The sequence below is a fragment of the Nocardia neocaledoniensis genome (assembly GCF_029868625.1).
Taxonomy (GTDB): Bacteria; Actinomycetota; Actinomycetes; order Mycobacteriales; family Mycobacteriaceae; genus Nocardia; species Nocardia neocaledoniensis_A.
On record NZ_JARWOJ010000069.1, the window covers coordinates 1 to 23,621 of the forward strand.

At 69.0% G+C, this 23,621-nt stretch carries 28 protein-coding genes; 10 read left to right on the forward strand and 18 right to left on the reverse strand.

Annotated features, from left to right (window positions below):
- Positions 1-86 precede the first annotated feature (86 nt).
- The 3 genes from QH270_RS04280 to QH270_RS04290 form a co-directional block, all read right to left on the reverse strand.
- Complete coding sequence (locus QH270_RS04280) at positions 87-1,823, reverse strand: ABC transporter ATP-binding protein (protein ID WP_280339000.1); 1,737 nt, start codon at positions 1,821-1,823, stop codon at positions 87-89.
- Positions 1,820-3,658, reverse strand: a complete 1,839-nt coding sequence (locus QH270_RS04285) for an ABC transporter ATP-binding protein (RefSeq protein ID WP_280339001.1) — start codon at positions 3,656-3,658, stop codon at positions 1,820-1,822. The genes QH270_RS04280 and QH270_RS04285 overlap by 4 nt, the downstream gene beginning before the upstream one ends.
- Before the next feature lie 193 nt (positions 3,659-3,851).
- Positions 3,852-4,067, reverse strand: coding sequence for a hypothetical protein (locus QH270_RS04290; RefSeq protein ID WP_280339002.1), 216 nt, complete (start codon positions 4,065-4,067; stop codon positions 3,852-3,854).
- Between QH270_RS04290 and QH270_RS04295 the strand changes: the two genes are divergently transcribed.
- From QH270_RS04295 to QH270_RS04305, 3 genes are read left to right on the forward strand one after another with little or no spacing between them, the layout of a single operon-like run.
- The gene (locus QH270_RS04295; RefSeq protein WP_280339003.1) at positions 4,057-4,635 is read left to right on the forward strand and encodes a putative glycolipid-binding domain-containing protein; all 579 of its coding nucleotides are present in this window, start codon (positions 4,057-4,059) and stop codon (positions 4,633-4,635) included. The genes QH270_RS04290 and QH270_RS04295 overlap by 11 nt on opposite strands.
- Positions 4,636-4,655: 20 nt before the next feature.
- Entirely contained in the window at positions 4,656-5,600 is a 945-nt protein-coding gene (locus tag QH270_RS04300; RefSeq protein ID WP_280339004.1) for an RluA family pseudouridine synthase, read from the forward strand.
- A 52-nt stretch (positions 5,601-5,652) separates the two neighbouring features.
- Positions 5,653-6,384, forward strand: a complete 732-nt coding sequence (locus tag QH270_RS04305; protein WP_280339005.1) for a CPBP family intramembrane metalloprotease — start codon at positions 5,653-5,655, stop codon at positions 6,382-6,384.
- A gap of 1 nt (position 6,385) precedes the next feature.
- Here QH270_RS04305 and QH270_RS04310 read toward each other — a convergent pair whose 3' ends face one another.
- The gene (locus tag QH270_RS04310) at positions 6,386-7,042 is read right to left on the reverse strand and encodes a TetR/AcrR family transcriptional regulator (protein ID WP_280339006.1); all 657 of its coding nucleotides are present in this window, start codon (positions 7,040-7,042) and stop codon (positions 6,386-6,388) included.
- A gap of 103 nt (positions 7,043-7,145) precedes the next feature.
- On the opposite strand from QH270_RS04310, the gene QH270_RS04315 reads away from it, so the two are divergent.
- The 3 genes from QH270_RS04315 (at position 7,146) to QH270_RS04325 (ending at position 10,942) form a co-directional block, all read left to right on the forward strand.
- Positions 7,146-7,982 carry an SDR family oxidoreductase gene (locus QH270_RS04315; protein WP_280339007.1) on the forward strand — a complete coding sequence of 279 codons (837 nt, stop codon included), beginning with the start codon at positions 7,146-7,148 and terminating at the stop codon, positions 7,980-7,982.
- A gap of 159 nt (positions 7,983-8,141) precedes the next feature.
- On the forward strand, positions 8,142-10,397 hold the full coding sequence (locus QH270_RS04320) for a hypothetical protein (protein WP_280339008.1): 2,256 nt from the start codon (positions 8,142-8,144) through the stop codon (positions 10,395-10,397).
- A gap of 80 nt (positions 10,398-10,477) precedes the next feature.
- On the forward strand, positions 10,478-10,942 hold the full coding sequence (locus QH270_RS04325) for an SRPBCC family protein (protein WP_280339009.1): 465 nt from the start codon (positions 10,478-10,480) through the stop codon (positions 10,940-10,942).
- A 96-nt stretch (positions 10,943-11,038) separates the two neighbouring features.
- Here QH270_RS04325 and rpsQ read toward each other — a convergent pair whose 3' ends face one another.
- Genes rpsQ through rpsJ form a run of 11 tightly spaced genes read right to left on the reverse strand, consistent with a single transcriptional unit; the run spans position 11,039 to position 16,293 of the window.
- Positions 11,039-11,308 (reverse strand): 30S ribosomal protein S17, encoded by a 270-nt coding sequence (gene rpsQ, locus QH270_RS04330; RefSeq protein ID WP_110037226.1) that lies wholly within the window; start codon positions 11,306-11,308, stop codon positions 11,039-11,041.
- Positions 11,305-11,544 (reverse strand): 50S ribosomal protein L29, encoded by a 240-nt coding sequence (rpmC, locus tag QH270_RS04335; protein WP_019045024.1) that lies wholly within the window; start codon positions 11,542-11,544, stop codon positions 11,305-11,307. The genes rpsQ and rpmC overlap by 4 nt, the downstream gene beginning before the upstream one ends.
- Positions 11,544-11,960: a 50S ribosomal protein L16 gene (gene rplP, locus QH270_RS04340; RefSeq protein ID WP_019045023.1), complete on the reverse strand. Its 417-nt coding sequence runs from the start codon at positions 11,958-11,960 to the stop codon at positions 11,544-11,546. The genes rpmC and rplP overlap by 1 nt, the downstream gene beginning before the upstream one ends.
- 3 nt (positions 11,961-11,963) lie before the next feature.
- The gene (gene rpsC / locus QH270_RS04345) at positions 11,964-12,758 is read right to left on the reverse strand and encodes a 30S ribosomal protein S3 (RefSeq protein WP_019045022.1); all 795 of its coding nucleotides are present in this window, start codon (positions 12,756-12,758) and stop codon (positions 11,964-11,966) included.
- Positions 12,759-13,172, reverse strand: a complete 414-nt coding sequence (rplV, locus tag QH270_RS04350) for a 50S ribosomal protein L22 (protein ID WP_019045021.1) — start codon at positions 13,170-13,172, stop codon at positions 12,759-12,761.
- On the reverse strand, positions 13,169-13,450 hold the full coding sequence (rpsS, locus tag QH270_RS04355; RefSeq protein WP_019045020.1) for a 30S ribosomal protein S19: 282 nt from the start codon (positions 13,448-13,450) through the stop codon (positions 13,169-13,171). Before rpsS ends, rplV begins: the two co-directional genes overlap by 4 nt.
- Before the next feature lie 14 nt (positions 13,451-13,464).
- Positions 13,465-14,301 carry a 50S ribosomal protein L2 gene (gene rplB / locus QH270_RS04360; RefSeq protein WP_110037227.1) on the reverse strand — a complete coding sequence of 279 codons (837 nt, stop codon included), beginning with the start codon at positions 14,299-14,301 and terminating at the stop codon, positions 13,465-13,467.
- 33 nt (positions 14,302-14,334) lie between these two features.
- Entirely contained in the window at positions 14,335-14,640 is a 306-nt protein-coding gene (rplW, locus tag QH270_RS04365) for a 50S ribosomal protein L23 (protein ID WP_019045018.1), read from the reverse strand.
- A complete protein-coding gene (rplD, locus tag QH270_RS04370; RefSeq protein WP_280339010.1) occupies positions 14,637-15,311 on the reverse strand; it encodes a 50S ribosomal protein L4 in 675 nt (224 codons plus the stop codon). Before rplD ends, rplW begins: the two co-directional genes overlap by 4 nt.
- A complete protein-coding gene (rplC, locus tag QH270_RS04375; protein ID WP_110037229.1) occupies positions 15,308-15,973 on the reverse strand; it encodes a 50S ribosomal protein L3 in 666 nt (221 codons plus the stop codon). Before rplC ends, rplD begins: the two co-directional genes overlap by 4 nt.
- A gap of 14 nt (positions 15,974-15,987) precedes the next feature.
- Positions 15,988-16,293, reverse strand: coding sequence for a 30S ribosomal protein S10 (gene rpsJ / locus QH270_RS04380; RefSeq protein ID WP_003938093.1), 306 nt, complete (start codon positions 16,291-16,293; stop codon positions 15,988-15,990).
- Between the two features lie 526 nt (positions 16,294-16,819).
- Here rpsJ and QH270_RS04385 point away from each other — a divergent pair.
- The 4 genes from QH270_RS04385 (at position 16,820) to QH270_RS04400 (ending at position 20,700) form a co-directional block, all read left to right on the forward strand.
- On the forward strand, positions 16,820-17,296 hold the full coding sequence (locus tag QH270_RS04385) for a hotdog fold domain-containing protein (RefSeq protein WP_110037230.1): 477 nt from the start codon (positions 16,820-16,822) through the stop codon (positions 17,294-17,296).
- Between the two features lie 72 nt (positions 17,297-17,368).
- Positions 17,369-18,247: an ABC transporter ATP-binding protein gene (locus tag QH270_RS04390; RefSeq protein WP_280339012.1), complete on the forward strand. Its 879-nt coding sequence runs from the start codon at positions 17,369-17,371 to the stop codon at positions 18,245-18,247.
- On the forward strand, positions 18,244-19,419 hold the full coding sequence (locus QH270_RS04395) for an ABC transporter permease (RefSeq protein WP_280339013.1): 1,176 nt from the start codon (positions 18,244-18,246) through the stop codon (positions 19,417-19,419). The genes QH270_RS04390 and QH270_RS04395 overlap by 4 nt, the downstream gene beginning before the upstream one ends.
- 105 nt (positions 19,420-19,524) lie before the next feature.
- Positions 19,525-20,700, forward strand: coding sequence for a lycopene cyclase family protein (locus QH270_RS04400; RefSeq protein WP_280339014.1), 1,176 nt, complete (start codon positions 19,525-19,527; stop codon positions 20,698-20,700).
- A 52-nt stretch (positions 20,701-20,752) separates the two neighbouring features.
- Here the strand turns inward: QH270_RS04400 and QH270_RS04405 are convergent, their stop codons facing one another.
- From QH270_RS04405 to QH270_RS04415, 3 genes are read right to left on the reverse strand one after another with little or no spacing between them, the layout of a single operon-like run.
- Positions 20,753-21,610 (reverse strand): ABC transporter permease, encoded by an 858-nt coding sequence (locus QH270_RS04405; RefSeq protein ID WP_280339015.1) that lies wholly within the window; start codon positions 21,608-21,610, stop codon positions 20,753-20,755.
- The gene (locus tag QH270_RS04410) at positions 21,607-22,416 is read right to left on the reverse strand and encodes an ABC transporter permease (RefSeq protein ID WP_280339016.1); all 810 of its coding nucleotides are present in this window, start codon (positions 22,414-22,416) and stop codon (positions 21,607-21,609) included. The genes QH270_RS04405 and QH270_RS04410 overlap by 4 nt, the downstream gene beginning before the upstream one ends.
- The gene (locus QH270_RS04415; protein ID WP_280339017.1) at positions 22,416-23,417 is read right to left on the reverse strand and encodes an ATP-binding cassette domain-containing protein; all 1,002 of its coding nucleotides are present in this window, start codon (positions 23,415-23,417) and stop codon (positions 22,416-22,418) included. The genes QH270_RS04410 and QH270_RS04415 overlap by 1 nt, the downstream gene beginning before the upstream one ends.
- Between the last annotated feature and the right edge of the window lie 204 nt (positions 23,418-23,621).

Below are 23,621 nucleotides of genomic sequence, written 5' to 3' on the forward strand. Positions count from 1 at the left end.
CCCCGTCCCCCCCCGCCCCTGCGGCGGGTCTCCTTCCCGGGGGCCGGGGGCCGGGCGCCCCGCGGGCCCGCCGAGGGTTCCCCGGGTCAGACGGCGGCGGGCTCCAGCCGCCAGCCGGTCGCGCGTTCGCGTTCGTTCCAGAACGCGGCGTAGCGGCCGTCCAGCGCCAGCAGCTCCGCGTGCGTGCCGCGCTCGACGATGCGGCCACCGTCGAGGAACAGGATCTGATCGGCGTGCGCGATGGTCGAGAGCCGGTGCGCGACGACGAGAACCGTCTTGTCCCTGGTCAATTCGTGGATGCCGCGGACGACGACCGCCTCCGAATGGGGGTCGAGCGCGCTGGTCGCCTCGTCGAGCAACACGATCGGGGCGTCCTTGAGCAGGGCGCGCGCGATCGAAACACGTTGCCGCTCACCACCGGACAGCGAGGCGCCACCCTCGCCGACGGCGGTATCGAAGCCGTCGGGCAGCCGCTCGACGATCTCGTCGACCCGCGCGGCCACGGCGGCGCGCTCCAGTTCGGCATCGGTGGCGTCGGGCTTGCCGATGCGGATGTTGTCGGCGACCGAGCGGTTGAACAGGTAGACGTTCTGGAAGACCAGCGAGAGCTGATCGAGCAGGGTGTCCGAGGGCTGTTCGCGCACATCGTGTTCGCCGACCGAGACCACGCCGGAGTCCACGTCGTAGAAGCGGGCGGCCAGACGCAACAAGGTGGTCTTGCCGGCACCGCTCGGACCGACGATGGCCGTGGTCGTCCCGGCCGGGACGGTGAAGGACAGGTCGGCGAGTACCGGCTCGCCGGGGCGGTAGCCGAAGCTCACCTCGTCGAAGACCACCGCGGGCGCACCCGGAGTCACCGGGTCGGTCGGGGTTGGCAGGGTCGGTTCGGCCAGCAGATCGGTGATCCGGTCGGCCGCGGCAGCGGCCGAGCGCAGGGCGGCGCCGAGCTGGGCGGCCTGGTTCACGGGCTCGATGAAACGCGAGCTCACCGCGATCAGCGCGATGGCGGCGGCGGCCGAGATCGCGCCATCGGTCACCTGGACCACCGCCAGGTAGGCGAGGACCAGGAACACGGCCTGTACGAACAGGGCGAACACGATCAGGCCGGGCACCGTCGCGACCATCATCTTGCGCACCGCCGACCGCTGGGCGACCAGGGCGGCGTCGAGCGCCTTGTTGCCCGCCCCGACCGCGCCGAACGCGCGCAGCACCGGCTGGGCCTGCGCGAACTCGACGACCCGCGAATCGGCCTCGGCCGCGGCGGTGTGCAGGTGGGCGTCGGCGCCGGTGTAGGCGCGATTGGCGAGGTTGTTCACCAGGTAGAGCACCGGGGCGGCGAGCAGCATGGCCAGCCCGACCCGCCAGTCGATGAACAACATGCCCACCGCGACCACCAGCGGCACGATGACGCCGGTGAGCACCTTGGTGAGCAGGTAGGCGATCAGACCCTGCATCTCGCGCACCTGCTCGACCATCACCCGCGACAGCGGTCCGGCGTCGCGGCCCTCGAACCAGCCCAGCGGCAGCGCGTTCAGCTTGTCGCCGAGACTCGTCTGCAGCGAGCGCTGCATGCCGAGCCCGATCCGCAGTCCGATGACGGCCTGCAGGTAACCGAAGACCACCACGCCAAGCACCGCGACGCCCATGCCGAGCGCCCACAGCCAGGCGCCGCGCAGGTCGTCGCCGAACAGCGCTTCCAGCACCGGGACCAGCAGCAGATAGGCGATGGCCTGGCACAGCGCCTGCACCACGATGGCGGCGAGCAGGCGCGGGATGAGCGGGCTGAGCTCGTCGGGGACGAGGCGGAAAACCTTGCGAATCATCGTGTTTCCTCCACCAGGGCGAGGGTGCCGAGCGCTGCCTCGTTGATCTCCCACAGCCGCTGATACAGCCCACCGGCGGCCCGCAGGTCGGCGTGCGTGCCCTGCTCGACCAGGGTTCCGTTCTCCAGCACCAGGATCCGGTCGACCTCGGTGATGGTGTGCAGGCGGTGCGCGATCACCAGCACGGTGCGCCCGGCGACGAGCGCGGCCAGCGCGTCCTGCACCGCGGCCTCGGACTCGGGGTCGGCGAAGGCGGTGGCCTCGTCGAGCACCAGGACGGGGGTGTCGGCGAGCAGCGCGCGAGCGATCGAAAGCCGTTGCGCCTCACCACCGGACAGTGAGGCGTCGGTGCCGATCTCGGAGTCGTAGCCGCGCGGCAGCGCCATGATCCGGTCGTGGATCTGGGCGGCCCGGCAGGCGCGTTCGAGGGCGGCGTCGTCGGCGTCGCGGCGCGCGATCAGCAGGTTCTCCCGGATCGAGCCGCGGATCAGGCGCACGTCCTGGAAGACGAATCCGACGGTGCGATAGAGCTCTTCGCTGGTGAATTCGCGGATGTCGCGGCCGTCGATGGTGATCCGGCCCGCGCCGACGTCGTAGAACCGGGGCAGCAACTTGGCCAGCGTCGACTTGCCCGAGCCGCTCGGCCCGACCAGCGCCGTGATGGTGCCCGGGGTCAGTTCCAGGTCGATGCCGCGCAGCACGTCGTGGCCGGTGCGGTAGGCGAATTCGACGCCGTCGAAGCGGACGACGCCGCCCTGCCCGGTGGCCGGGGTGGCGGACTCGACGATGTCGAGTTCCGGCGTCTGCTGCAGTTCGTGCAGGCGCAGAGCCGCAGCACCACCGGCCCGCAGCGCCTGCGAGCCGTAACCGAGCCCGAGCAGCGAGCTGCCGATACCAAGGCCGACCAGCAGGAACGGCAGCAGATCGAGTGGATTCACCCAGTCGAGTCCGATGAAGGCCAGCCCGCCGACGACCACGATCAGCATCACGAACACCGGCATCACGACGATGTCGGAGGCCGACTGCACGCGGATGATCGGCATCTTCATCCGCTGCGCCGCGGCCACCTGCCCGTCGACGGCGGTCTGGAACTCGGTGTGCGCCTTGCCCGCCTGCCCGAACGCGCGCACCACCTGGATGCCGTCCACGAATTCGATGGTGGCCTCGGCGGTGCGCCGCTCCCAGCGGGTGTAGACGGCGAGGCGGTCGCGGCCGTCGCGGTCCATGATCCGGCCGAACAGCACGAAGTAGGCGATCAGCGGGATCAGCAGCACCAGGGTGAGCCGCCAGTCGACGGTGAACAGGTAGCCGAGGGTGACCAGCGGAACCACCAGCGCGCCGACGAACTCCAGCCGGGCGTGCGCGACGAGGTAGTGCAGGGCCTCCACGTCGTCGCGCAGATAGGTCTTGACCTCACCGGAGCTGCGCTCGCCGAACCAGCCGAGCGGCACCCTGGTGAGTTTGTCGGCCAGCAAGCGGCGCAGGGTCAGCTGGTAGCCGGCGTCGAGGGCGTGTGACCAGGTCAGCGCCACGGCCTGCAGCAGCGCCCGCACGACGAGCACCGCGACGGCCGCGCCGAACAGCCACCACACGCGATCGGTGTCGACCGGGGTCTCGAGCAGTTCCCGGCAGGCCTGCACGATCAGCAGGAACGGCACGACGGTGCACACCGAGGCGACGGCGACGAGCAGGCTCGCGATCGTCAGCATGCCCGAGACGGGGGCCAGGATCTCCTTGCGTGCCCGCGCTTCCTCTTGTTTACGCGCCTTCGCCGCGGCCTTGGGTGGCCGGTTGCCCGACTCCGCCCCCGGCGGCGGCGCTACCTGCACCGTCATAACGTTCTCGCCCTCTCGACTGTCCACGGCAATGCGCCAAGGGTAGGTTAGCCTAAGTTGAGCGGTTGTGGCTGTGCGGGGAAGGTTGTGTGAACTGCCGGTCAACCCCCTCGGCTATTCGACATTCCGGGCGTAGTTTTCTCCCTACCTCTCAGAGACTTTCAGTGGCGGGAGCACGAAAATGTTTGTCACATCAATAATTTCGACAATCGCGGACTGTCAGGCCGATCCCGGAAAGCTCACGCCCGAACAGGCGCATCGAGCCATGCAGATCCACCTCGAATGCAGCGTCGAGCTGTGCCGGGTGCGCCGCCGCGCGCGCCATACTCTCGTCGAGGCGAAATTGATGGTGCTGGATCAGCGCGCCGGTTGACCCGCCCGAATTCGGGAATTCCTCAGTGGTGTTCACTCCCCTGCCCACCTCGGCCGCCTGGACGCATCGCGAGGCGCGCACCGGCTTCGAAGTGACCTATTTCCGCGACGACGCGCGCGGGGTGATCATCGAAGGGTGCGCGACCGCGGTCGAGGACGGCCACGTCTGGGCCATCGACTACCGGCTCCGGGTCGACGGGAGCTGGCACACGCGCTCGGCGCAGATCACCGCCAGGTATCCCGAGGCCCGGCGCTCGCTGGTGCTGCACTCCGACGGGCTCGGCCGCTGGCAGGTCGACGGCGTGCACGCGCCGCACCTCGACGGATGTCTCGATGTGGACCTGGCGGCATCGGCGTTCACCAACGCGCTACCCGTGCACCGGCTCGGCCTCGCCGTCGGCGACGGCGCGCACGCGCCCGCCGTCTACGTCGCGGCCGAGGACCTGGCGGTCTCGCGACTGTCCCAGCACTACCGCAGGATCGTCGACGGTGCTGGTCAGCGCTACGACTACACCGCCGAAGTGTTCGATTTCCAGGCCGTCCTCGAGTACGACGCGGCCGGTCTGATCGTCGACTATCCGGGGCTGGCGGAACGCGCGGGCTGAGATCCGGCGAGACTGGTGCCATGCGACGCAGGCAGCAGCCGCCGCTGCCCAAGCGGCACGGCCTCGACCCCGCCCGGCTCCGGCTCCCGGAGGACGGGCAGTGGGCGACGGTGCGCGAGCACCTGGTCGAGCGGCTGCCGCGGGTCGACCCGGCGCGGATCGACGAGATGTTGCGGGCCGGCGAGATCGTCGACCTCGACGGGCCGCTCGCCCCGGACGCGCCGTTCGTCCCCGGCGGCGCGGTGTGGTTCCACCGCGATCTGCCGGTGGAGCGGGAGGTGCCGTTCGAGATCGGGATCGTGCACCGCGACGACGACCTCCTGGTGGTCGACAAGCCGCACTTCCTGGCGACCATCCCGCGTGGACAGCACATCCTGCAGACCGCGCTGGTCCGGCTGCGCCGCGAGCTCGACCTGCCCGACCTGATCCCGGCCCACCGGCTGGACCGGGTGACCGCGGGGCTGGTCCTGTTCGTGGTGAACCCGGCCGCGCGCGGCGCGTACCAGACGATGTTCCACCGCCGGACCGTCCGCAAGGAGTACGAGGCCATCGCGCCCTACGATCCGGCGCTCGAGCTGCCGCGGGTGGTGCGCAGCCGGATCGTCAAGGAGAAGCACGTGCTCGCCGCCTACGAGGTGGACGGCGAGCCCAATGCCGAGACCGAGGTGGAACTGGTCGAGCACCGCGACGGACTGGGCCGGTACCGGCTGCGGCCGCACACCGGACGGACCCACCAGCTCCGGCTGCACATGAACAGCCTCGGGGTGCCGATCCTCGGCGACGATTTCTATCCGGTCGTCACCGACAAATCCGTCGACGATTACACCCGCCCGCTGCAGTTGCTCGCCGCCTCGCTGGAATTCACCGATCCGATCAGCAGGCAGCCGCGCCGATTCGAGACGCGGCGCACGCTGCAGGCGTGGACGGATCCGGCAGGCTGGTCGGCCGGCGCACCGCCCCGGTAATCGATTTCACTCCGCCGTTTCCATTTCGTGATATTTCCGTACACTCGGTCGGGTGTCCGTTCCCGTCACCGCGCCCCGACCGAAGCTGCACGCCTATATCGATATCGCCGTGGTCGTCGTCGTGCTGGCCGGGACCAATCTGATCGCGCATTTCACCACCGCGTGGGCCAATATCGTCACCGTGCCGATCGCGGCCTTCGCGCTGCTGGCGCTGATGCGCAAGCGTGGGCTCGGCTGGGCCGAACTCGGCCTGTCGCCCCGGCACTGGCGGCGCGGGACGATCTACGCGCTCGGCGCGGTCGGCATCGTGCTCACCGCCGTCGCGATCGGGGCGCTGCTGCCGGTGACCAGGCCGTTCTTCCTCGCCGACCGGTACGCCACCGTCTCCGGCGCGCTGATCGCGTCGATGATCGTCATCCCGCTGCAGACCGTCATCCCGGAGGAGCTGGCCTTCCGCGGTGTCCTGCACGGGACCCTCGACCGGGTGCTCGGTGTGCGCGGCCTGTTCGCCGCGGGCTCGCTGCTGTTCGGGCTCTGGCACATCGCCTCTTCCCTCGGCCTCACCAGCGGTAACGCCGGACTGTCCGGCATCGTCGGCGGCGGGCCGCTCGGTCAGATCGTCGGCATCGCCCTGGCCGTCGCGGCGACCGCCGCGGCGGGCGTGGTGTTCACCTGGCTGCGCAGGCGCAGCGGCAGCCTGCTCGCGCCGATCGCCCTGCACTGGTCGCTCAACGGCGCCGGCGCGCTCGCCGCGGCCATCGTCTGGCACACCGCGCTGCGCTGAGTCAGCGGCCGTCGGCCAGAGCCGGGTCGGTGGCCCGGACGGCGGCGAAGACACCGGCGCAGACCTCGACGAGGTCGTCCGGATCGGTCGCGCGGCCGTCCATCAGCCAGTCGACCAGCAGGTGATTGACGCCGCCGACCACGGTGACACAGGTCAGGCGGCCCCGTTCGGACAGCGGCTCGGCGCGCGCCGTCGCCCACAGGTCCGCCACCAGTTCGGCGTAGTCGCGCAGGACGCCGTGGCGCCTGGCCTCCATCGCGGCGGAGACGCCGACCACCTCGATCAGCACCACCCTGGCGCGGCGCGGGTCCTCGGTGAGGTAGCCGATGAACGCCGCCAGACCCGCGGCGATCAGGTCGTCCAGATCGCGACCGGTCGCGCGCAGGGCGGTGAGGGTGCGCTCGCGCAGCGCGGCGGTCAGCTCGTCGTAGAGGGCCGACAGACAGTCCTCGCGGTCGCGGAACGACTCGTAGAAATAGCGCTCGGTGAGCCCGGCGATGCCGCACAACTGCTTCACCGATCCGGCCGCGTACCCCTGGGTGCCGAAGAGTTCGAGCGCGGCGGCGAGCAGGGCCGAGCGGCGCTGCTGGACGCGCTCCTCGGTGGTGCGGCCCGAATACCGCCGACCCGCCGGACGATCGGCGGACTCCTCTGTCATCGACGCCTGTCCTTCTGTGCGACTGCGTGGAATACTAGGCGCAAATTTCTGACATGACGACATGTCAGAAGGCGTGTTCCCGCTGGATCGAAAGGCTTCGCCGATGAAACGCACCCATGCCGGGCTGGTCATCGCTGTCACCGGTGGCGCCGCGGGCATCGGCCGCGAGATCGCCGGCCAGTTCGCCGCGGCGGGCGCCCGCGTCTGCGTCGGCGACCTGTCCGGAACGGCGGCGCGCACGACCGCGCGGGAACTGCCAGGGACCGTGCACGGGTGCGAGCTCGATGTCACCGACGAGCGGTCGTTCCACGACTTCCTCGCCACCACCGAGGCCCTGCTCGGGCCGATCGACGTGCTGGTCAACAATGCCGGGGTGATGTGGGTCGGGTCCTTCGACACCGAGCCCGACACCGCCACGGCGCGGATGCTCGCGGTGAACCTGCACGGGGTGATCCGTGGTGTGCGGCTGGCCGCGCCGGCGATGCGCACGCGCGGGCGGGGACACATCGTCACCATCGCCTCGATCGCGGCCAAGGTCTCGCCCGCAGGGGAATCCACCTACGCCGCCACCAAGCACGGCGTCCTCGGCTATCTGACCGGGGTGCGCGAGGAACTGCGCGGCAGCGGCGTCGAGCTCACCGCGATCATGCCGGGCGTCGTCGACACCGAACTCGCCGCCGGAACCGCCACCGGCGCCGCGAAACTCCTCCAGCCCGCCGACGTCGCCCGTGCCGTGCTGAACGTCGTCGAACGCCCGCGCTTCGAGGTCGTGCTGCCCGCGGAGGTCGGTCCACTGCTCCGGCTGGCGGGCCTGCTGCCGCAGCGTGCGCGCGACATCGTGCTGCGCCGCACGGTGCCGAATCAGGTCGCCGCCGTTGGTAGCTCGTCGGCGCGCAAGGACTACGAGCGGCGGATCACCGGACCCGAATCGCGCGAGTAGCCGGACGGATCGTTCGCCCCGTTCAGGCCGTTGCCGCCGGGGTGTCGCCACCCCCTGATCGTTCGTTGTCGTTGACCGGCGACCGGTCGGCGTTTACGCTCTCTGGCAATCACACATATGTTCGATAGTCCATATGTTCGAGTGACCGGAAGGCGCCAGATGTCCGACGAGCGGTCGATCGATGATGCCGTCAGCACGCCGAACACCGAGATCACGGCACTCGCGCAGCAGGTCGCGACCGCGCGCGGCAAGCTCCCCCTCCAGCACGACACCGCCCTCTACGACGCGCTCTCCGACTCCGAGATCCGCGCCGAACGTGAACTCGCCGAATGGATTCGCGCCCAGCGCCGCAAGCAGCGCCGTCGCGCCGTCGCCGACGAACTCGCCGCCGAGAAACGGGACCGGCGCACCGGGGCGCTCATCCGCCGCACCGACGAGGCCGACGCGCGCTGGCATCGCAAGGCACTGGCCGCCCGCCGCCGGGTCTCCAGCGCCGATGCCCGGCTCGCGCAGCTCTACCGCCGCGCGGAGTGGTCGTCGCGGGCGCTGATCGGCGTCGTCGTGCTCGGCATGGTGTGGGCCGGGGTCAACGTGCAGCACAACCTCGTCCCCAGCGGGGACATGAGCGATCCGCTGTACTGGCTCAGTTTCGGGATCGAGGCGATGATCTCGATCCCGATCATCACCATCATGGTCGCCGCCACCACCGCCGCCCGCTGGGGCCGCGAACTCGAACGCGGCAAGGTCCTGGTCTTCGAACTCGCCCTCCTCGGCACCACCGTCGCCCTCAACGCGGGCCCCCACCTGGCCGCCGGAGCCTGGGGCCGCGCGGCCGAATACTCGATCGCCCCGGTCATGGTCGGCGTCGTTATCTGGTTGCACGCCTGGGTTTCCGCACGCTACGCCCTGCTCATCGAGAGTGCGTCGGTGGAATTGCCCGGGGAGGTCGGCACGAGTTTCGCGCCGTCGGAACGGGTGTCGGAGGTTCGCGCCGTGCGGGAAACGGGTTCTGTTCTCGACCAGGCGCTTTCGGCGGTTACCGCACCGTCGTCCGACCGGAGTTACGCGCCGACCGCGCAGGCGGCCGCCGAGCCCGCCCAGGCCGACACCGCGGTCCCGGATAGCGCTGCGGACCAGTCACCAACCGATCCGGCGGACGTCGCGACCGGCTCCGCGCCTGATGTCATCGGCGGAGCCGCGCCGATCATGGCCGACACCACCAGCGCGCGTCAGGCAGTCAGCGCCGCAGCCGGTATCACCTCCCACACGGACGGCACCGGTCCTGACCATGCCGTCACGACCAACGCGAGCGGCGTCGCCACGTCGGCGACATCCGGGTCTACCGACGCCGTCGTCCCGTCCGACACAAGCGGCGTCGCAGCGTCGGCGGCATCCGGATCCACCGACGCCGTCGATATTTCCACCGCGAGCCGCAGCGCCGCGGCGGACGACATGGCGACCCCGGCCGATGTTGACGGCGTCGCCTCCGGGTCCGAGGTGCTCGGTACGGACTCGACGAGTGCCAGTCCGCGCACCGGCGCAGTCGCCGATTCCTCGTTCGACGGTGCGGCTCGGGCGGTCGCCGAAGCCGATCTGGACTCCGTTGCCGCGGAGGATGTTTCGGAGCGTCCGGCGTCGGCCGATCAGCCTGCCGGAGAAGTCGTGGCACCCGCGCGGATCGAGCGCAAGCTCCCGGCCGGGCGTCATCCGTCGGTCGACAAGGCGACCGCGCCGGGCACGCTCGAGCTGATCCACAAGGCGGCGGTCGATCACCGGCGCACCGCCGACTACGCCCGCACGAGCGGCGCCACCCCCACCGTGCGGCGAATACCGGCCACCGCCGCCGCCCAGGCCACAGCGGGCGCGGCCACCGGTACCGACCCGGTTCCCGAGGCGACGGCGCACGCCGGCTCCGTCGCCCGTGACCGCAACGGCGATACCGCGGCACCCGAGCCGGTGCACATCGATCCACAGCCGACGGCTGACGAGCCCGAACAGCTCACCCTCACGACCGAATTGGACGCCGTCCCGACTCGCACGGAGCCCGCGCCCGACCGGCAACTCGTGACGCCCGTGCCGAAGAAGCCGGCGACCGAGGTCGCGGCGGCCGACGCCAAGGACCTCCCGCGCGACGACGACGCGGCGGCACCCACCGAACCGCGCCTCGACAGCGACGACCTCACCCCCGACTACGACTTCGACGACGACAACGAAGTCCGCGCCCTGGCCCGCCAGATCGCCCACCGCAGCCCCCTGCGCCTGACCCTCGACCAGATCGAGGAAATCCTCGAACTCACCGACCAGTCCTGGTCGGCCCGCAGCATCGGCGCCGAGGTGGGCGTCTCCGGCACCACCGTCACCAACATCGTCGAATTCGCCCGAAAGATCCGCCAGCCCTACGCCTTCACCGGCTGACCCCGACCGCAGCCGCTGTTTGCGATGTTCTGCCCCGGGTAGGCCCGGGATGAGAACCGCAATCGAGGAAAGGGGTTCCCGTGAGCACACTGGCCGCAACCGTGGATGTCGAGGTCCCGGTCCGCACCGCCTACAACCAGTGGACCCAGTTCGAGTCCTTCCCACAGTTCATGGAGGGCGTGGAGACGGTCCAGCAGCTCGACGACCTGCACACGCACTGGCGTATTCATGTCGGCCCGTCGACCAGGGAGTTCGACGCCACGATCACCGAGCAGCACCCGGACGAGCGGGTCGCGTGGCGGTCCGACAGCGGACCCGATCACGCCGGTGTGATCACCTTCCATCGCCTGGACGACACCCACACCCGGGTCACCGCCCAGATGGACATCGACCCGGAGGGCTTCGTCGAGAACGCCGCCGACAAACTCGGTGTTCTCCAGCACCGGGTGAACGGCGACCTGCGACGGTTCAAGGAGTTCATCGAAGCGCACGGCCACGAGACCGGCGCCTGGCGCGGCGACGTCCCGCGCCCCGATGCCCGCTGACCGAGCCGGATTCCGAACCGGAACAACGACGAAGGCCCGCTTCCCTCGGGGAAACGGGCCTTCGTGCGTACGATCTCGATGGATCGAGGAGGGACCTTACTTGGCCTTCTCCAGGACCTCGACCAGACGCCAGCGCTTGGTGGCCGACAGCGGACGGGTCTCCATCAGCTGAACGCGGTCGCCGACGCCGGCGATCTCGTTCTCGTCATGCGCCTTCACCTTGGAGGTGGTGCGAATGATCTTGCCGTAGAGCTTGTGCCGGTGACGGTCTTCCAGCTCGACGACGATCGTCTTGTTCATCTTGTCCGAGACGACGTAGCCGCTGCGTACCTTGCGGCTGTTGCGCTCTTCCTTGTTCTCGCTCATGCCGCGTCTCCCTTGCCAGCGGGTGCCGTGGCCAGGCCGAGCTCGCGCTCACGCATGACCGTGTAGATGCGCGCGATCTCGTGGCGGACGACGCGCAGACGACGGTTGTTGTCGAGCTGACCCGTCGCCATCTGGAAGCGCAGGTTGAAAAGCTCTTCCTTGCTCTCGCGCAGTTTGGCCACGAGCTCTTCTTCGTTGAGCTCGCGGAGCTCTGCGGCCGGTGTTCCGGTAGCCATCAGAACTGCTCCTCCCTGGTCACGATCCTGCACTTCATCGGGAGCTTGTGCATCGCGCGGCGCAGGGCCTCGCGAGCGATCTCCTCATTCGGGTAAGACATCTCGAACATGACCCGACCGGGCTTCACGTTCGCGACCCACCACTCCGGCGAACCCTTACCGGAACCCATGCGGGTCTCGGCAGGCTTCTTGGTGAGCGGGCGGTCGGGGTAGATGTTGATCCAGATCTTGCCGCCACGCTTGATGTGGCGGGTCATCGCGATACGCGCCGACTCGATCTGACGGTTGGTGACGTAGGCGGGCTCGAGAGCCTGGATGCCGTACTCACCGAACGCCACCGCGGTGCCGCCCTTGGACATGCCGGAGCGGGACGGGTGGTGCTGCTTGCGGTGCTTGACGCGACGGGGCATCAGCATGCGTCAGCCCTCCTGGTTCTCTGCCGGTGCGTCCGCCACAGCGGTGGCGGCGCGACCGACCTCGGTCGAGGTCGCGGTGGTGCCGGCGGAACCGGAACGACGCGGGCGGCTCGGACGCTCGCGACGCGGGCGCTCCGGAGCAGCGGCGGCGGCGGTCAGCTCACGACGACCACCGACGATGTCACCCTTGTAGATCCAGACCTTCACGCCGATGCGACCGAAGGTGGTCTTGGCCTCGTAGAGGCCGTAGTCGATGTCCGCGCGCAGCGTGTGCAGCGGGACGCGACCCTCGCGGTAGAACTCCGAGCGCGACATTTCGGCGCCACCGAGGCGGCCCGAGCACTGCACACGGATGCCCTTGACGTTCGGCGAGCGCATGGCCGACTGGATGGCCTTACGCATCGCGCGACGGAACGCCACACGGTTGCTGAGCTGCTCGGCGACACCCTGAGCGACCAGCTGCGCATCCGACTCGGGGTTCTTGACCTCGAGGATGTTCAGCTGGACCTGCTTCTTGGTGAGCTTCTCCAGCTCGGCGCGGATGCGGTCGGCCTCCGCGCCACGGCGACCGATCACGATGCCGGGACGCGCGGTGTGGATGTCCACACGCACGCGGTCACGGGTGCGCTCGATCTCGACCTTCGAGATGCCTGCCCGCTCCATGCCGGTGGCGAGGAGCTTGCGGATCTGAACGTCTTCCTTCACGTATTCCGCGTACTGCTTGTCCGCGTACCAACGCGACTTCCAGTCGGTGGTGATACCGAGGCGGAAGCCATGGGGGTTGATTTTCTGTCCCATTTACTTTGCCCCTCCCTTCCGGCGGCTACGAGTGGCAGCGCCGGCAGTGGGCACGCTCTCGACCTCGATGGTGATGTGGCTGGTGCGCTTGCGGATCCGGAACGCGCGGCCCTGGGCCCGCGGCTGGAAACGCTTCATGGTGGCACCCTCGTCGACGAACGCGGTCGAGATGACCAGGGTGGCCGGGTTCAGGCCGAGGTTGTTCTCGGCGTTCGCCGCGGCGCTGGCCACGACCTTGGCGACCGGCTCGCTCGCGGCCTGCGGCGCGAACTTCAGGATCGCCAGGGCGTCCTCGACGCGCTTGCCGCGGACCAGGTCCACGACGCGACGCGCCTTCATCGGGGTGACCCGCACGTGCTTAGCGGTAGCGCGGGCAGTCGGGTTCTGAACCGTTTCGGTGTTGGTTTCAGTCATCGCCGCTTGCTCTTCCGGTCGTCCTTGACGTGGCTCTTGAACGTCCTGGTCGGCGCGAACTCACCGAGCTTGTGGCCGACCATGTTGTCCGACACGAACACCGGGACATGCTTGCGACCGTCGTGGACGGCGAAAGTGTGGCCGATGAAATCGGGGATGATGGTCGAGCGACGCGACCAGGTCTTGATGACCTGCTTCGTGCCCTTCTCGTTCTGCACGTCCACCTTCGCGAGGAGGTGGTCGTCGACGAACGGGCCCTTCTTGAGGCTGCGTGGCATTTCTTACCTCCTCCTTAGCGCTTCTTGCCGGTCTTGCGGCGGCGGACGATGAGCTTGTCGCTCGGGCGGTTGGGCTTGCGGGTGCGGCCCTCAGGCTGACCCCACGGGGAGACCGGGTGGCGACCACCGGAGGTCTTACCCTCACCACCACCGTGCGGGTGGTCGACCGGGTTCATGACGACACCACGGACGGTGGGACGGCGGCCCTTCCAGCGCATACGGCCGGCCTTGCCCCAGTTGATGTTCGACTGCTCGGCGTTGCCGACCTCGCCGACGGTGGCGCGGCAGCGCACGTCGACACGGCGGATTTCACCGGAGGGCATACGCAGGGTCGCGTACGGCCCTTCCTTGCCCAGCAGCTGGATGCTCATGCCCGCGGCACGGGCCATCTTGGCGCCGCCACCCGGACGCAGCTCCACGTTGTGGATCGTGGTACCGGTCGGGATGTTGCGCAGCGGCAGGTTGTTGCCCGGCTTGATGTCGGCCGTGGGGCCGGACTCGATCGGGCTACCCTGCTGGATGCCCTTCGGCGCGATGATGTAGCGCTTCTCGCCGTCGGCGTAGTGCAGCAGTGCGATGTTGGCGGTGCGGTTCGGGTCGTACTCGATGTGCGCGACCTTGGCCGGGATGCCGTCCTTGTCCAGGCGACGGAAGTCGATCAGACGGTAGGCACGCTTGTGACCGCCACCGCGGTGACGCGTGGTGATGCGACCGTGCGCGTTACGACCACCGGACTTGGTGAGCGGGCGCAGCAGCGACTTCTCCGGCGTCGACCGGGTGATCTCGGCGAAGTCCGAGACGCTGGAGCCACGACGGCCCGGCGTTGTCGGCTTGTACTTACGGATTGCCATGAGTTCTTCTCTACTTTCTGGATGACCAGCCGCTTACGCGACCGGGCCTCCGAAGATCTCGATGGGCTTGCTGTCGGCCGAGATGGTCACGAGCGCGCGCTTGGTGTCCTTGCGCTTGCCGTAACCGAAGCGGGTCCGCTTGCGCTTGCCCTGACGGTTGGCGGTGTTGACGCTGGTGACCTTGACGCCGAAGACCTTCTCGACGGCGATCTTGATCTGCGTCTTGTTCGAATCCGGGTGCACCAGGAAGGTGTAGGTGCCTTCCTCGATCAGTCCGTAGGACTTCTCCGAGATGACCGGTGCGAGCAGGATGTCGCGGGGGTCGGCGATGGTGCTCACTTGCTCTCCTCCTGGGCCGCCTCGGCGGGACCGTGAACGAAGGCGTTCAGGGCCTCGACGCTGAACACCACGTCGTCGCTGTTGAGCACGTCGTAGGTGTTGAGCTGATCCGGGGCGATCGGCAGCACGTTCTGCAGGTTCGCCACGCTCTTCCACGCGGCGACGTCCTCGCGACCGACGACGACCAGGAACTTCTTGCGGTCCGACAGCTCGGACAGGAAGCTCTGGGCCGACTTGGTCGACGGGGTCTGACCCGCGACCAGCTCGGAGATCACGTGGATGCGCTCGTTGCGGGCCCGGTCGGACAGGGCGCCACGCAGGGCGGCGGCCTTCATCTTCTTGGGGGTCCGCTGGCTGTAGTCACGCGGCTGCGGGCCGTGGACGGTGCCACCGCCGGCGAACTGCGGCGCACGGGTCGAACCCTGGCGGGCGCGGCCGGTGCCCTTCTGGCGGTACGGCTTCTTGCCACCACCGGAGACCTGACCACGAGTCTTCGTGGCGTGGGTGCCCTGGCGAGCGGCGGCCAGCTGCGCGATGACGACCTGGTGCATCAGCGCGACGTTGGCGGTCACGTCGAAGATCTCCGCGGGGAGTTCGACGGTGCCTTCGGTCTTGCCGCCTGCGGCCTTCACGGTCAGCGTCAGGTTGGCCTTCTTGTCGAGGCTGGTCATGCGTGCGCACCACCCTTCACGGCGCTCTTGACGATCACGACGTTGCCCTTGCGGCCCGGGATGGCACCCTTGACCAGGAGCAGGCCGTTCTCGGCGTCGACCTTGTGAACCGAGAGGTTCTGCGTGGTGACGCGTTCCTTACCCATACGACCCGACATGCGCATGCCCTTGAACACGCGGCCGGGGGTGGCGCAGCCACCGATGGAGCCGGGGCGACGGTGCACAGCCTGCGCACCGTGCGAGGCGCCCTGACCGGCGAAGCCGTGACGCTTCATGGTGCCGGCGAAGCCCTTGCCCTTGCTGATGCCGGTCACGTCGACGTAGGTGCCCTCTTCGAACACGTCGGCGGAGAGCTCCTGGCCGACCTCGAAGGTGGAGGCGTCGGCGACGCGGATCTCGGTGACGTGGCGGCGCGGGGTGACACCGGCCTTGGCGAACTGGCCGGCGTCCGGCTTGTTCACCTTGCGCGGGTCGATGGCGCCGAAAGCGATCTGGACGGCCGAGTAGCCGTCGCGCTCCACGGTGCGGATCTGGGTGACCACGTTCGGGCCCGCCTTGATGACGGTGACCGGGACGACGCGGTTCTTCTCGTCGAAGACCTGGGTCATGCCGAGCTTGGTGCCCAGGATGCCGGCTGCGGGCCGGTTCTTGTTGTCAGTCATATCTCGAGTCCCCGTCACTGAATGTTGACGTCGACGCTGGCCGGCAGGTCGATGCGCATGAGCGCGTCGACCGTCTTCGGCGTCGGGTCGAGGATGTCGATGAGGCGCTTGTGCGTACGCATCTCGAAGTGTTCGCGCGAGTCCTTGTACTTGTGCGGCGAACGGATGACGCAGTACACGTTCTTCTCGGTGGGCAACGGCACAGGCCCGACCACACGGGCGCCAGTGCGGGTCACCGTCTCCACGATCTTGCGCGCAGACGCGTCGATCGCCTCGTGGTCATAGGCCTTGAGCCTGATGCGGATCTTTTGTCCCGCCACGCTAAGTGTCCTTTTCTCCGCTTTCCTTCGTGGTCACAGGAGCTGGCTCCTGCACCACCCTCATTTGCACAGCCCGAACACACGAAGATCTCAGTCTGGAGACCGCGACCGGGCACCGCCCGATCCTCGCCGCTGTTCATCTGTCATGGTTCTCCGGTCCACGCGGTCGGGCGTGTCGCCTTTTCGCTCATTCCTCAGCCCCGGTCAGTTGCTCACCTTGGCCTGGAACGGTGGTTCCGGACGTATCCACCCCGGCGAACCAGGGGGATACAAACTACTGCTCGCCTCAAGCGACCCGCCTCCTCCGAGGAGAAGACATGATCCTGTGAAAGGCAACCCGAACAGTATGCACCATGCCGTCGGCGGTCTTCAAATCGGGGGTCATGAGGTATCGATCACGCCTCGAAGGGCCTTCTACCTGGACCGCACCGCCGATCGAGCTGTGCCGACCAATGGTAGCTGGCGCGCCCCCACCTCCCCGCCGGGGCGGGTTCCCCGCTACCTTACTTTTGAGTAAGATACGGGAATGGCACAGGAAACCGCGACGTACCGCGGCTGGAAGAAACTCCCCGACAACCGCATCGGGCACGCGCTGTTCTCACTGGGCATGGTCGCCCGGGTCCCCTACTTCGGCACGGTGCTGCCGCAGGTGGTCCGGCTAGAGCCGGGAATCTGCGAGGTGACCTCGCCCAAGTGGTTCGGTATCCACAACCATCTGGGCACCTTCCACGCGATCGCGGCCTGCAACCTCGCCGAGGTGGCGATGGGCATGCTCAGCGAGGCCACGGTGCCGACCACGCATCGCTGGATCCCCAAGGCGATGAACGTGCAGTACCTGGCCAAGGCCGAGACCGGGCTGCGGGCAGTGGCGAAGCTGGCCGAGGTCCCGGATTTCGCGGCGATCACCGAGGGCACCGAGCTGACCGTGCCCGTCTCCATCTATGACAAGGACGGTGTCGAGGTGGTGCACGCCGACATCACCACCTGGGTCACGCCGCGCTGACTCCCGGACATCGGCCCCGAAAGGCCTCGGATCGGTACCGTTGGGCCGAGACGACAACAGACGGGGAGTTCGATGTTGGAAGTCGCGCAACTGGTTCGGCGCTTCGGCACCGACGTGGCGGTCGACCACGTCTCCTTCACGGTGGAACCCGGTGCGCTGACCGGGTTCGTCGGCGGTAACGGGGCAGGCAAGACCACCACCATGCGGATGATCATGGGGGTGCTGGCCGTGCACGGCGGCGAGGTGCGGTGGGCGGGGCGCCCGGTGACCGCCGCCGATCGCCGGGCCTTCGGCTACATGCCGGAGGAACGCGGGCTCTATCCCAAACAGCCGGTCGTCGACCAGCTCGTCTACCTGGCGCGGCTGCGTGGCGTGAGTGCCGCGGCCGCGAAGGCGCGGGCCGTGGAACTGCTGGAACGGTTCGGGCTCGGGGACCGGAGTAGGGACAAGCTCGAATCGCTGTCGCTGGGCAATCAGCAGCGCGTGCAGATCGCGGCGGCGGTGATCGCGCGGCCGACGGCCCTGATCCTGGACGAGCCCTTCTCCGGGCTCGATCCCGTCGCGGTCGACTCCATGGCCGAGCTGCTGCGCGAGTACGCCGACCAGGGGGTGCCGGTGCTGTTCTCCTCGCATCAGCTCGATCTGGTGGAGCGGCTGTGCGATCAGCTGGTGATCCTCGCGGGCGGCCGGGTGGTCGGGCAGGGATCGGTGGAGTCGCTGCGCGCGGGCAGCGCGGCGCGGTACCGGCTGGTCGTCGACAGTGATCCGGGATGGCTGCGCGAGTTCGCCGGGGTGCGGGTGGTCGAAACGAACGGGTCGGCGGCGGTGCTCGAATTGACCGGCGCGAGTACTGATTCGGTACTCACCGCAGCGCTCGCGCGCGGGTCGGTGCGGGAGTTCGCCGAGCTGCGGCCGACGGTGGCGGAGATCTACCGGGAGGTGACGGCATGAGCACGGCGCGCGGGGTGTGGCGGATCGTCGCCGCCAGGGAGATCGTGGTGAAGCTGCGCGATCGCAACTTCGTCATCTCGACGGTGGTGACCATCGTGGCCATCGTCGCGTCGCTGGCCATCAGTGGATTCCTGAGCAGCAGGCCGGACAGGATCACGGTGGCGGTCACCGGGCCGGACTCCTCGGTGGTGGTGGAGACCGCCGACGATCTGGCGGCCGCGGCCGATACCGATGTCACCTTCACCACCCGACCGGTCGCCGATCCGGCCGCCGTCGAGCAGGCGGTGCGAGACGAGCAGGCCGATGTCGGCCTGGTACCGGCCGAATCCGGCTGGCGGCTGATCGGCAAGACCGCCGAGGACGACAACGCCACCACCTACATCACCGCCGCCGCGACCCAGCTCGCGTTGGCGCGCAATGCCGAGGCGGCGGGTGTCTCGCTGGCCGAACTCGGGCGTGGCGCCGGGGTGACCTACGACCTGTTGGAGAAGGGCGCCGTCGATCCCGGCCTGGCCAGGATCGTGGCGTTCGTGTTCGCCTTCCTCTTCTATCTGTCCTCGGTGCTGTTCGGCATGTCGATCGCGCAGAGCGTGGTGGAGGAGAAGCAGAACCGGATCGTCGAGATTCTGGCCAGCGCGATGCCGTTGCGGCAGTTGCTGATCGGCAAGGTCGCAGGCAACGCGGTGCTGGCGTTCATCCAGCTCAGCCTGTTCGTCGGTGCCGGGCTGATCGGGCTCGCGGCGATCGGGCAGAGTGATCAGCTGGACCGGATCGCCGGTGCGGCGGGCTGGTTCATCGTGTTCTTCCTCGTCGGTTTCCTCGCACTGGCCAGCCTGTGGGCGGTCGCCGGCTCGCTGGCCACCCGCAGCGAGGACCTGCAGTCCACGGCCACTCCCCTGTCGATGCTGATCATGATCGTGCTGTTCGCGGGCATCTTCCTCACCGGCACCGCGCGGGTGGTGGCGTCGTATGTGCCGATCATGTCGATCGTCGCCATGCCAGGGCGCCTGGCCGAGGGCACCGCCGCCTGGTGGGAGCCGGTCGTTTCGCTGGTCGTGATGGCGGTGGCCGCCTACGGCATCGTCGTGGTGGCCGAGAAGATCTACCGCCGCTCGCTGATGCAGACCCAGGGTCGGTTGACGATGCGCCAGGCGCTCGCGCTGGAGGACTGACCGCGCCGCGGGACGATCGAACCCGCGACCTCGCTCGGATGGCGCGGACGACATCACGGTCGGCGATGGTTGCGCACCCGTGCGGGCACGGGCTTGAATGCGGACGTGAGTGTGCGGGAATTCGATGTGTGCGTGGTCGGGCTCGGTCCCACGGGGCGGGCGCTGGCGCATCGCGCCGCCGGAGCGGGGTTGCGGGTGGCCGCGGTGGACCCGCGACCGGACCGGCTGTTCCCGCCGACGTTCTCCTGCTGGGTGGACGAACTGCCCGGCTGGCTGCCCGACAGCGCCATCGCCCAGCGGATCGCCGCGCCGACGGTCTGGACCAAGACCGAGCATCGGATCGAACGGCCGTACTGCGTGCTGTCGAAGGCGGGCCTGCACGCCGCGCTCGCCCTCGACGACGCGACGGTGTTCGCCGAGCGGGCGACCAGGGTCGACCAGCACCAGGTCGAGCTGGCGGGCGGCACGCTGATCTCGGCGCACACGGTGTTCGACACTCGCGGCCTGCCGACCCTCGGCAAGCGCAGGGCCGCCTCCGCGCACGGCATCTTCGTCGACGCGGCGACCGCGGCGCCGATGGTGGCCGACGGCGAAGGGCTGCTGCTGGACTGGCGGCCGGAGAACGGCGCGGGCCCCGACGAGCCGCCGTCGTTCCTGTACGCGGTGCCGCTCGGCGACGGCACGGTGATCTTCGAGGAGACCAGCCTCGGCCTGCGCGGCGGCATGCCCCAGCACGAGCTGCGCAAGCGGACGCTGAGCAGGCTGGCCGCGCACGGCATCCGCCTCACCGGCGACGAGCCGCACGAGGCCGCGCACTACCCCCTCGACCAGCCGCCGCCGAAGAAGGGCACCGCCGTCGCCGTGCCGTTCGGATCGCGCGGCGGAATGATGCACCCGTGCACCGGCTACTCGGTGGCCGACTCGCTCGCACTGGTCGACACCGCCGTCGCCGCTGTTCAGCAGGGTCGTGATCCGATCGAGGCGCTGTGGCCGTGGCGGGCGCGCGCGGTGTACTGGATGCGGATGCGCGGGCTGTGGGGACTCGGCAGGCTCACCACCGATCAGTCGATCGCCATGTTCGAGGCGTTCTTCACCGAATCCGCGCGCGGGCAGCGGGCGCTGCTCTCCGCCCACGACGACTACACCGCCCTCGGCGCGGTCCTGTTCAACACCGTCGCCCACACCTGGCCGTTCCGCTGGCGCTACGACCTCGTCGGCTGGACCAACCGGAACCGCTGGGTCGACTACCCGTTCGCGCCCGCCGAGGCGCCGACCCACTGAAACGGCGATCGCCCCGCAGTCACACGGACTCCGGGGCGATGCGCTCGTGCGATCAGGCGGTCTGCGCGGCGCGCTTGTAGCCGACGATCGCCGGGTAGGCGAACACCGCGACCATGCCGACCGTCCAGGCCACTGTCTTCAGCAGCGGCTCGGCCACCGGCCCCCCATACGACAGGCCGATCATCGCGTTGATCGCGCAGCTCATCGGCTGGTTCTCCACGATGGTCTGCAACCAGGTCGGGTACGCGACGATCGGGACGAAGCCGGTGTTGAAGAACATCAGCAGCGTGTTGACGATGCCGATCAGGCTGATCAGCATCACGCCCTCGGTGATGGTGGCCAGCGCGGTCACCATCACCGCGAAGCCGAGGCCGAACAGCACCGGCACGCAGATCAGCGCGATGTTGGTGAGCGGATCCTCCATGAACAGGAAGCCCAGCGGCACCGCGACGAGCAGCACGATCACGGTGGTGATCAGGATGCGCACCGCCTCGGCCAGCAACCGGCCGGTCAACAGCGAGGCCTTGTTCAGCGGCATGGTGTAGAACCGGCTGAGCAGCCCCGCCGCCTTCTCCCGTTTGAAGCCGAGCGCGCTGACCACCGCGCCGGTCATGGCCGCCACCAGGGTGAGCAGCGCGGCCTGGCCGTAGATCGCGGGCATGCCGCCGTAGGCGGTGATGTAGTCGCCGAGCACGATGCGGAACATCAGCAGCGTCACCGCCGGGTAGACGATGGTCTGGATCGTCGTCGCCGGATCGCGCAGCCACACCATCAGCAGGCGCTTGCACTGCAGGAGGCTGTGGGTCACCCACAGCGACACCGAGCCTTCCGGCTTGGCGTGCACCACCGGCAGCAGCGCCGCGGTCTCGTCGGCGGGCAGCGAGTGCCGCTCGGGGGTCGTCGTCGTCATGATCGCCTCACACTCGCCCACACAGCCAGTGGGAGGAAGAAGATGGCCAGGCCGCCGAGCCACGCCAGTGAGACCCACGTCCCCGCCCAGGTCAGCTGGCCCGCGGCCATGTCGCTGAGCGTCTGGGCGGCCTGGGAGATCGGCTGATTGCGGGCGAAGCCGCGCGCCCAGCTCGGGAAGGCCTGCTCGGGCACGAACCCGGTGGACAGCATTCCGAAGATCAGGATCGGCAGGGTGAGCGCCTGGCTGAGCGATTCGGGATTCTTGGTGAGGCTGCCGAGCGCGTCGGCGCCGAGCGTCAGCACCAGGCCGACGGCCAGCGCGAAACCGCAGAACGCCAGCGCCTGCAGCCAGCCGCCGGTGAACCGGAACCCGATCAGGTAGCCGTAGCCGATGGTGGCGGCCAGTGAGATCACCGAGCGCACCAGGCCGGCGCTGATCCGTGAGACCAGCGGCACCAGCGAGCCGATCGGCATGGTCTGCAACCGCGAACTCAGGCCGGTGAGCGCCTCGAACGCGGCCAGCTGCGCGTTCGACATCATGGTCATCGCCATGGTCTGGAGCACGATGATCGGCATGACGTACTGCGCGTAGTCGATGCCCTGGACCTTCATCACGTACCGCAGCGGCAGGTAGAAGGCCACGGTGATCACCAGCGGGAACAGCACGGCGACGATCAGCTCGCCCTTGGTGACCATGGTCCACACGACACGGCCGGTCAGCGCGCGCCACTGCGCGAAGCTGCTCGGACGCGCCGCGGGTAGGTCGTCGAACAGGGTCGTTTCCGCGACCGTCGGAGCGCTCACTAGTGGCCGCCCGAATGTCCGGTGATCGACAGGAACACGTCGTCGAGCGAGGGCCTGCGCAGCGCGATGTCGGCCAGCTCGATGCCGGCGCTGTCGAGCCTGCGCAGCGCCTCGGCGAGGGTCGCGGCGCCGTCGGGCGCGGGCACGGAGAGCTTGTCGGCGCCGGCGATCTCGGCCGCGACGGCGGCGGGCACCAGGTCGCCGAGCGCCTCGACGGTCGCGGCGAGGCGGCTCGGGTCGAGCGGGACGATCTCGCAGAAGCTGCCGCCGGTCTTGGCCTTGAGCTGGTCGGCGGTGCCCTCGGCGATGACGGTGCCCTTGTCGATGACGATGATGTTGTCGCTGAGCACGTCGGCCTCTTCGAGGTACTGCGTGGTGAGCAGCACCGTGATGCCCTGGTTCTTGAGCGCGGTGACCAGGTCCCACACGCCCTGGCGGCTGCGCGGGTCGAGGCCGGTGGTCGGCTCGTCGAGGAACACGACCTCGGGCCGCACGACCAGCCCGCAGGCGATGTCGACGCGGCGGCGCATGCCACCCGAGTAGTTGCGCACGGCCCGCTTACCGGCACTGACCAGGTCGAACTCCTCGAGCAGCACTTCCGCGCGCTTGCGGGCGGCCGACTTCGACAGGCCCATCAACCGCCCGAACAGCTCGAGGTTCTCGCGGCCGGTCAGGTTCTCGTCGAGGGCGGCGTACTGGCCGGTCATCATGATCGCGCGGCGCACGCCCGCGGGGTCGGTGCGCACATCGTGGCCCGCGACGACTGCCGTGCCGGAATCGGGGCGAAGCAGCGTCGACAGGATTTTGACCGTGGTGGTCTTGCCCGCGCCGTTGGGCCCGAGGATGCCGAGCACGCTGGCCTTCTCGGCACGGAAACTGATGCCTTGCAACGCGTGCACGTCGCCGAAGGACTTGCGCACATCGGACACCAGCACCGCGGGCTCATCGCCACGCGACGCGACGCCCCCTGCGGGCGAATCCACTGAGATCGAACTCGGCATCAACTCTCCACCATCACGGAAATTAGCTTGTCGGTAAGTGATCTGTACCGTTCGGCGCGATGTTACCGGTCCGGCCGTTCACCCGGCCGTTGTCGTGTGCTCTTGGTCACGAGGGCAGCACTAGGGCAGTGCATCGACCTTGTCGGCTCGCCCCGACGCCCATACGCTGGCCGACGGGGAAACACTCGTCTCACCTGCCCGTGC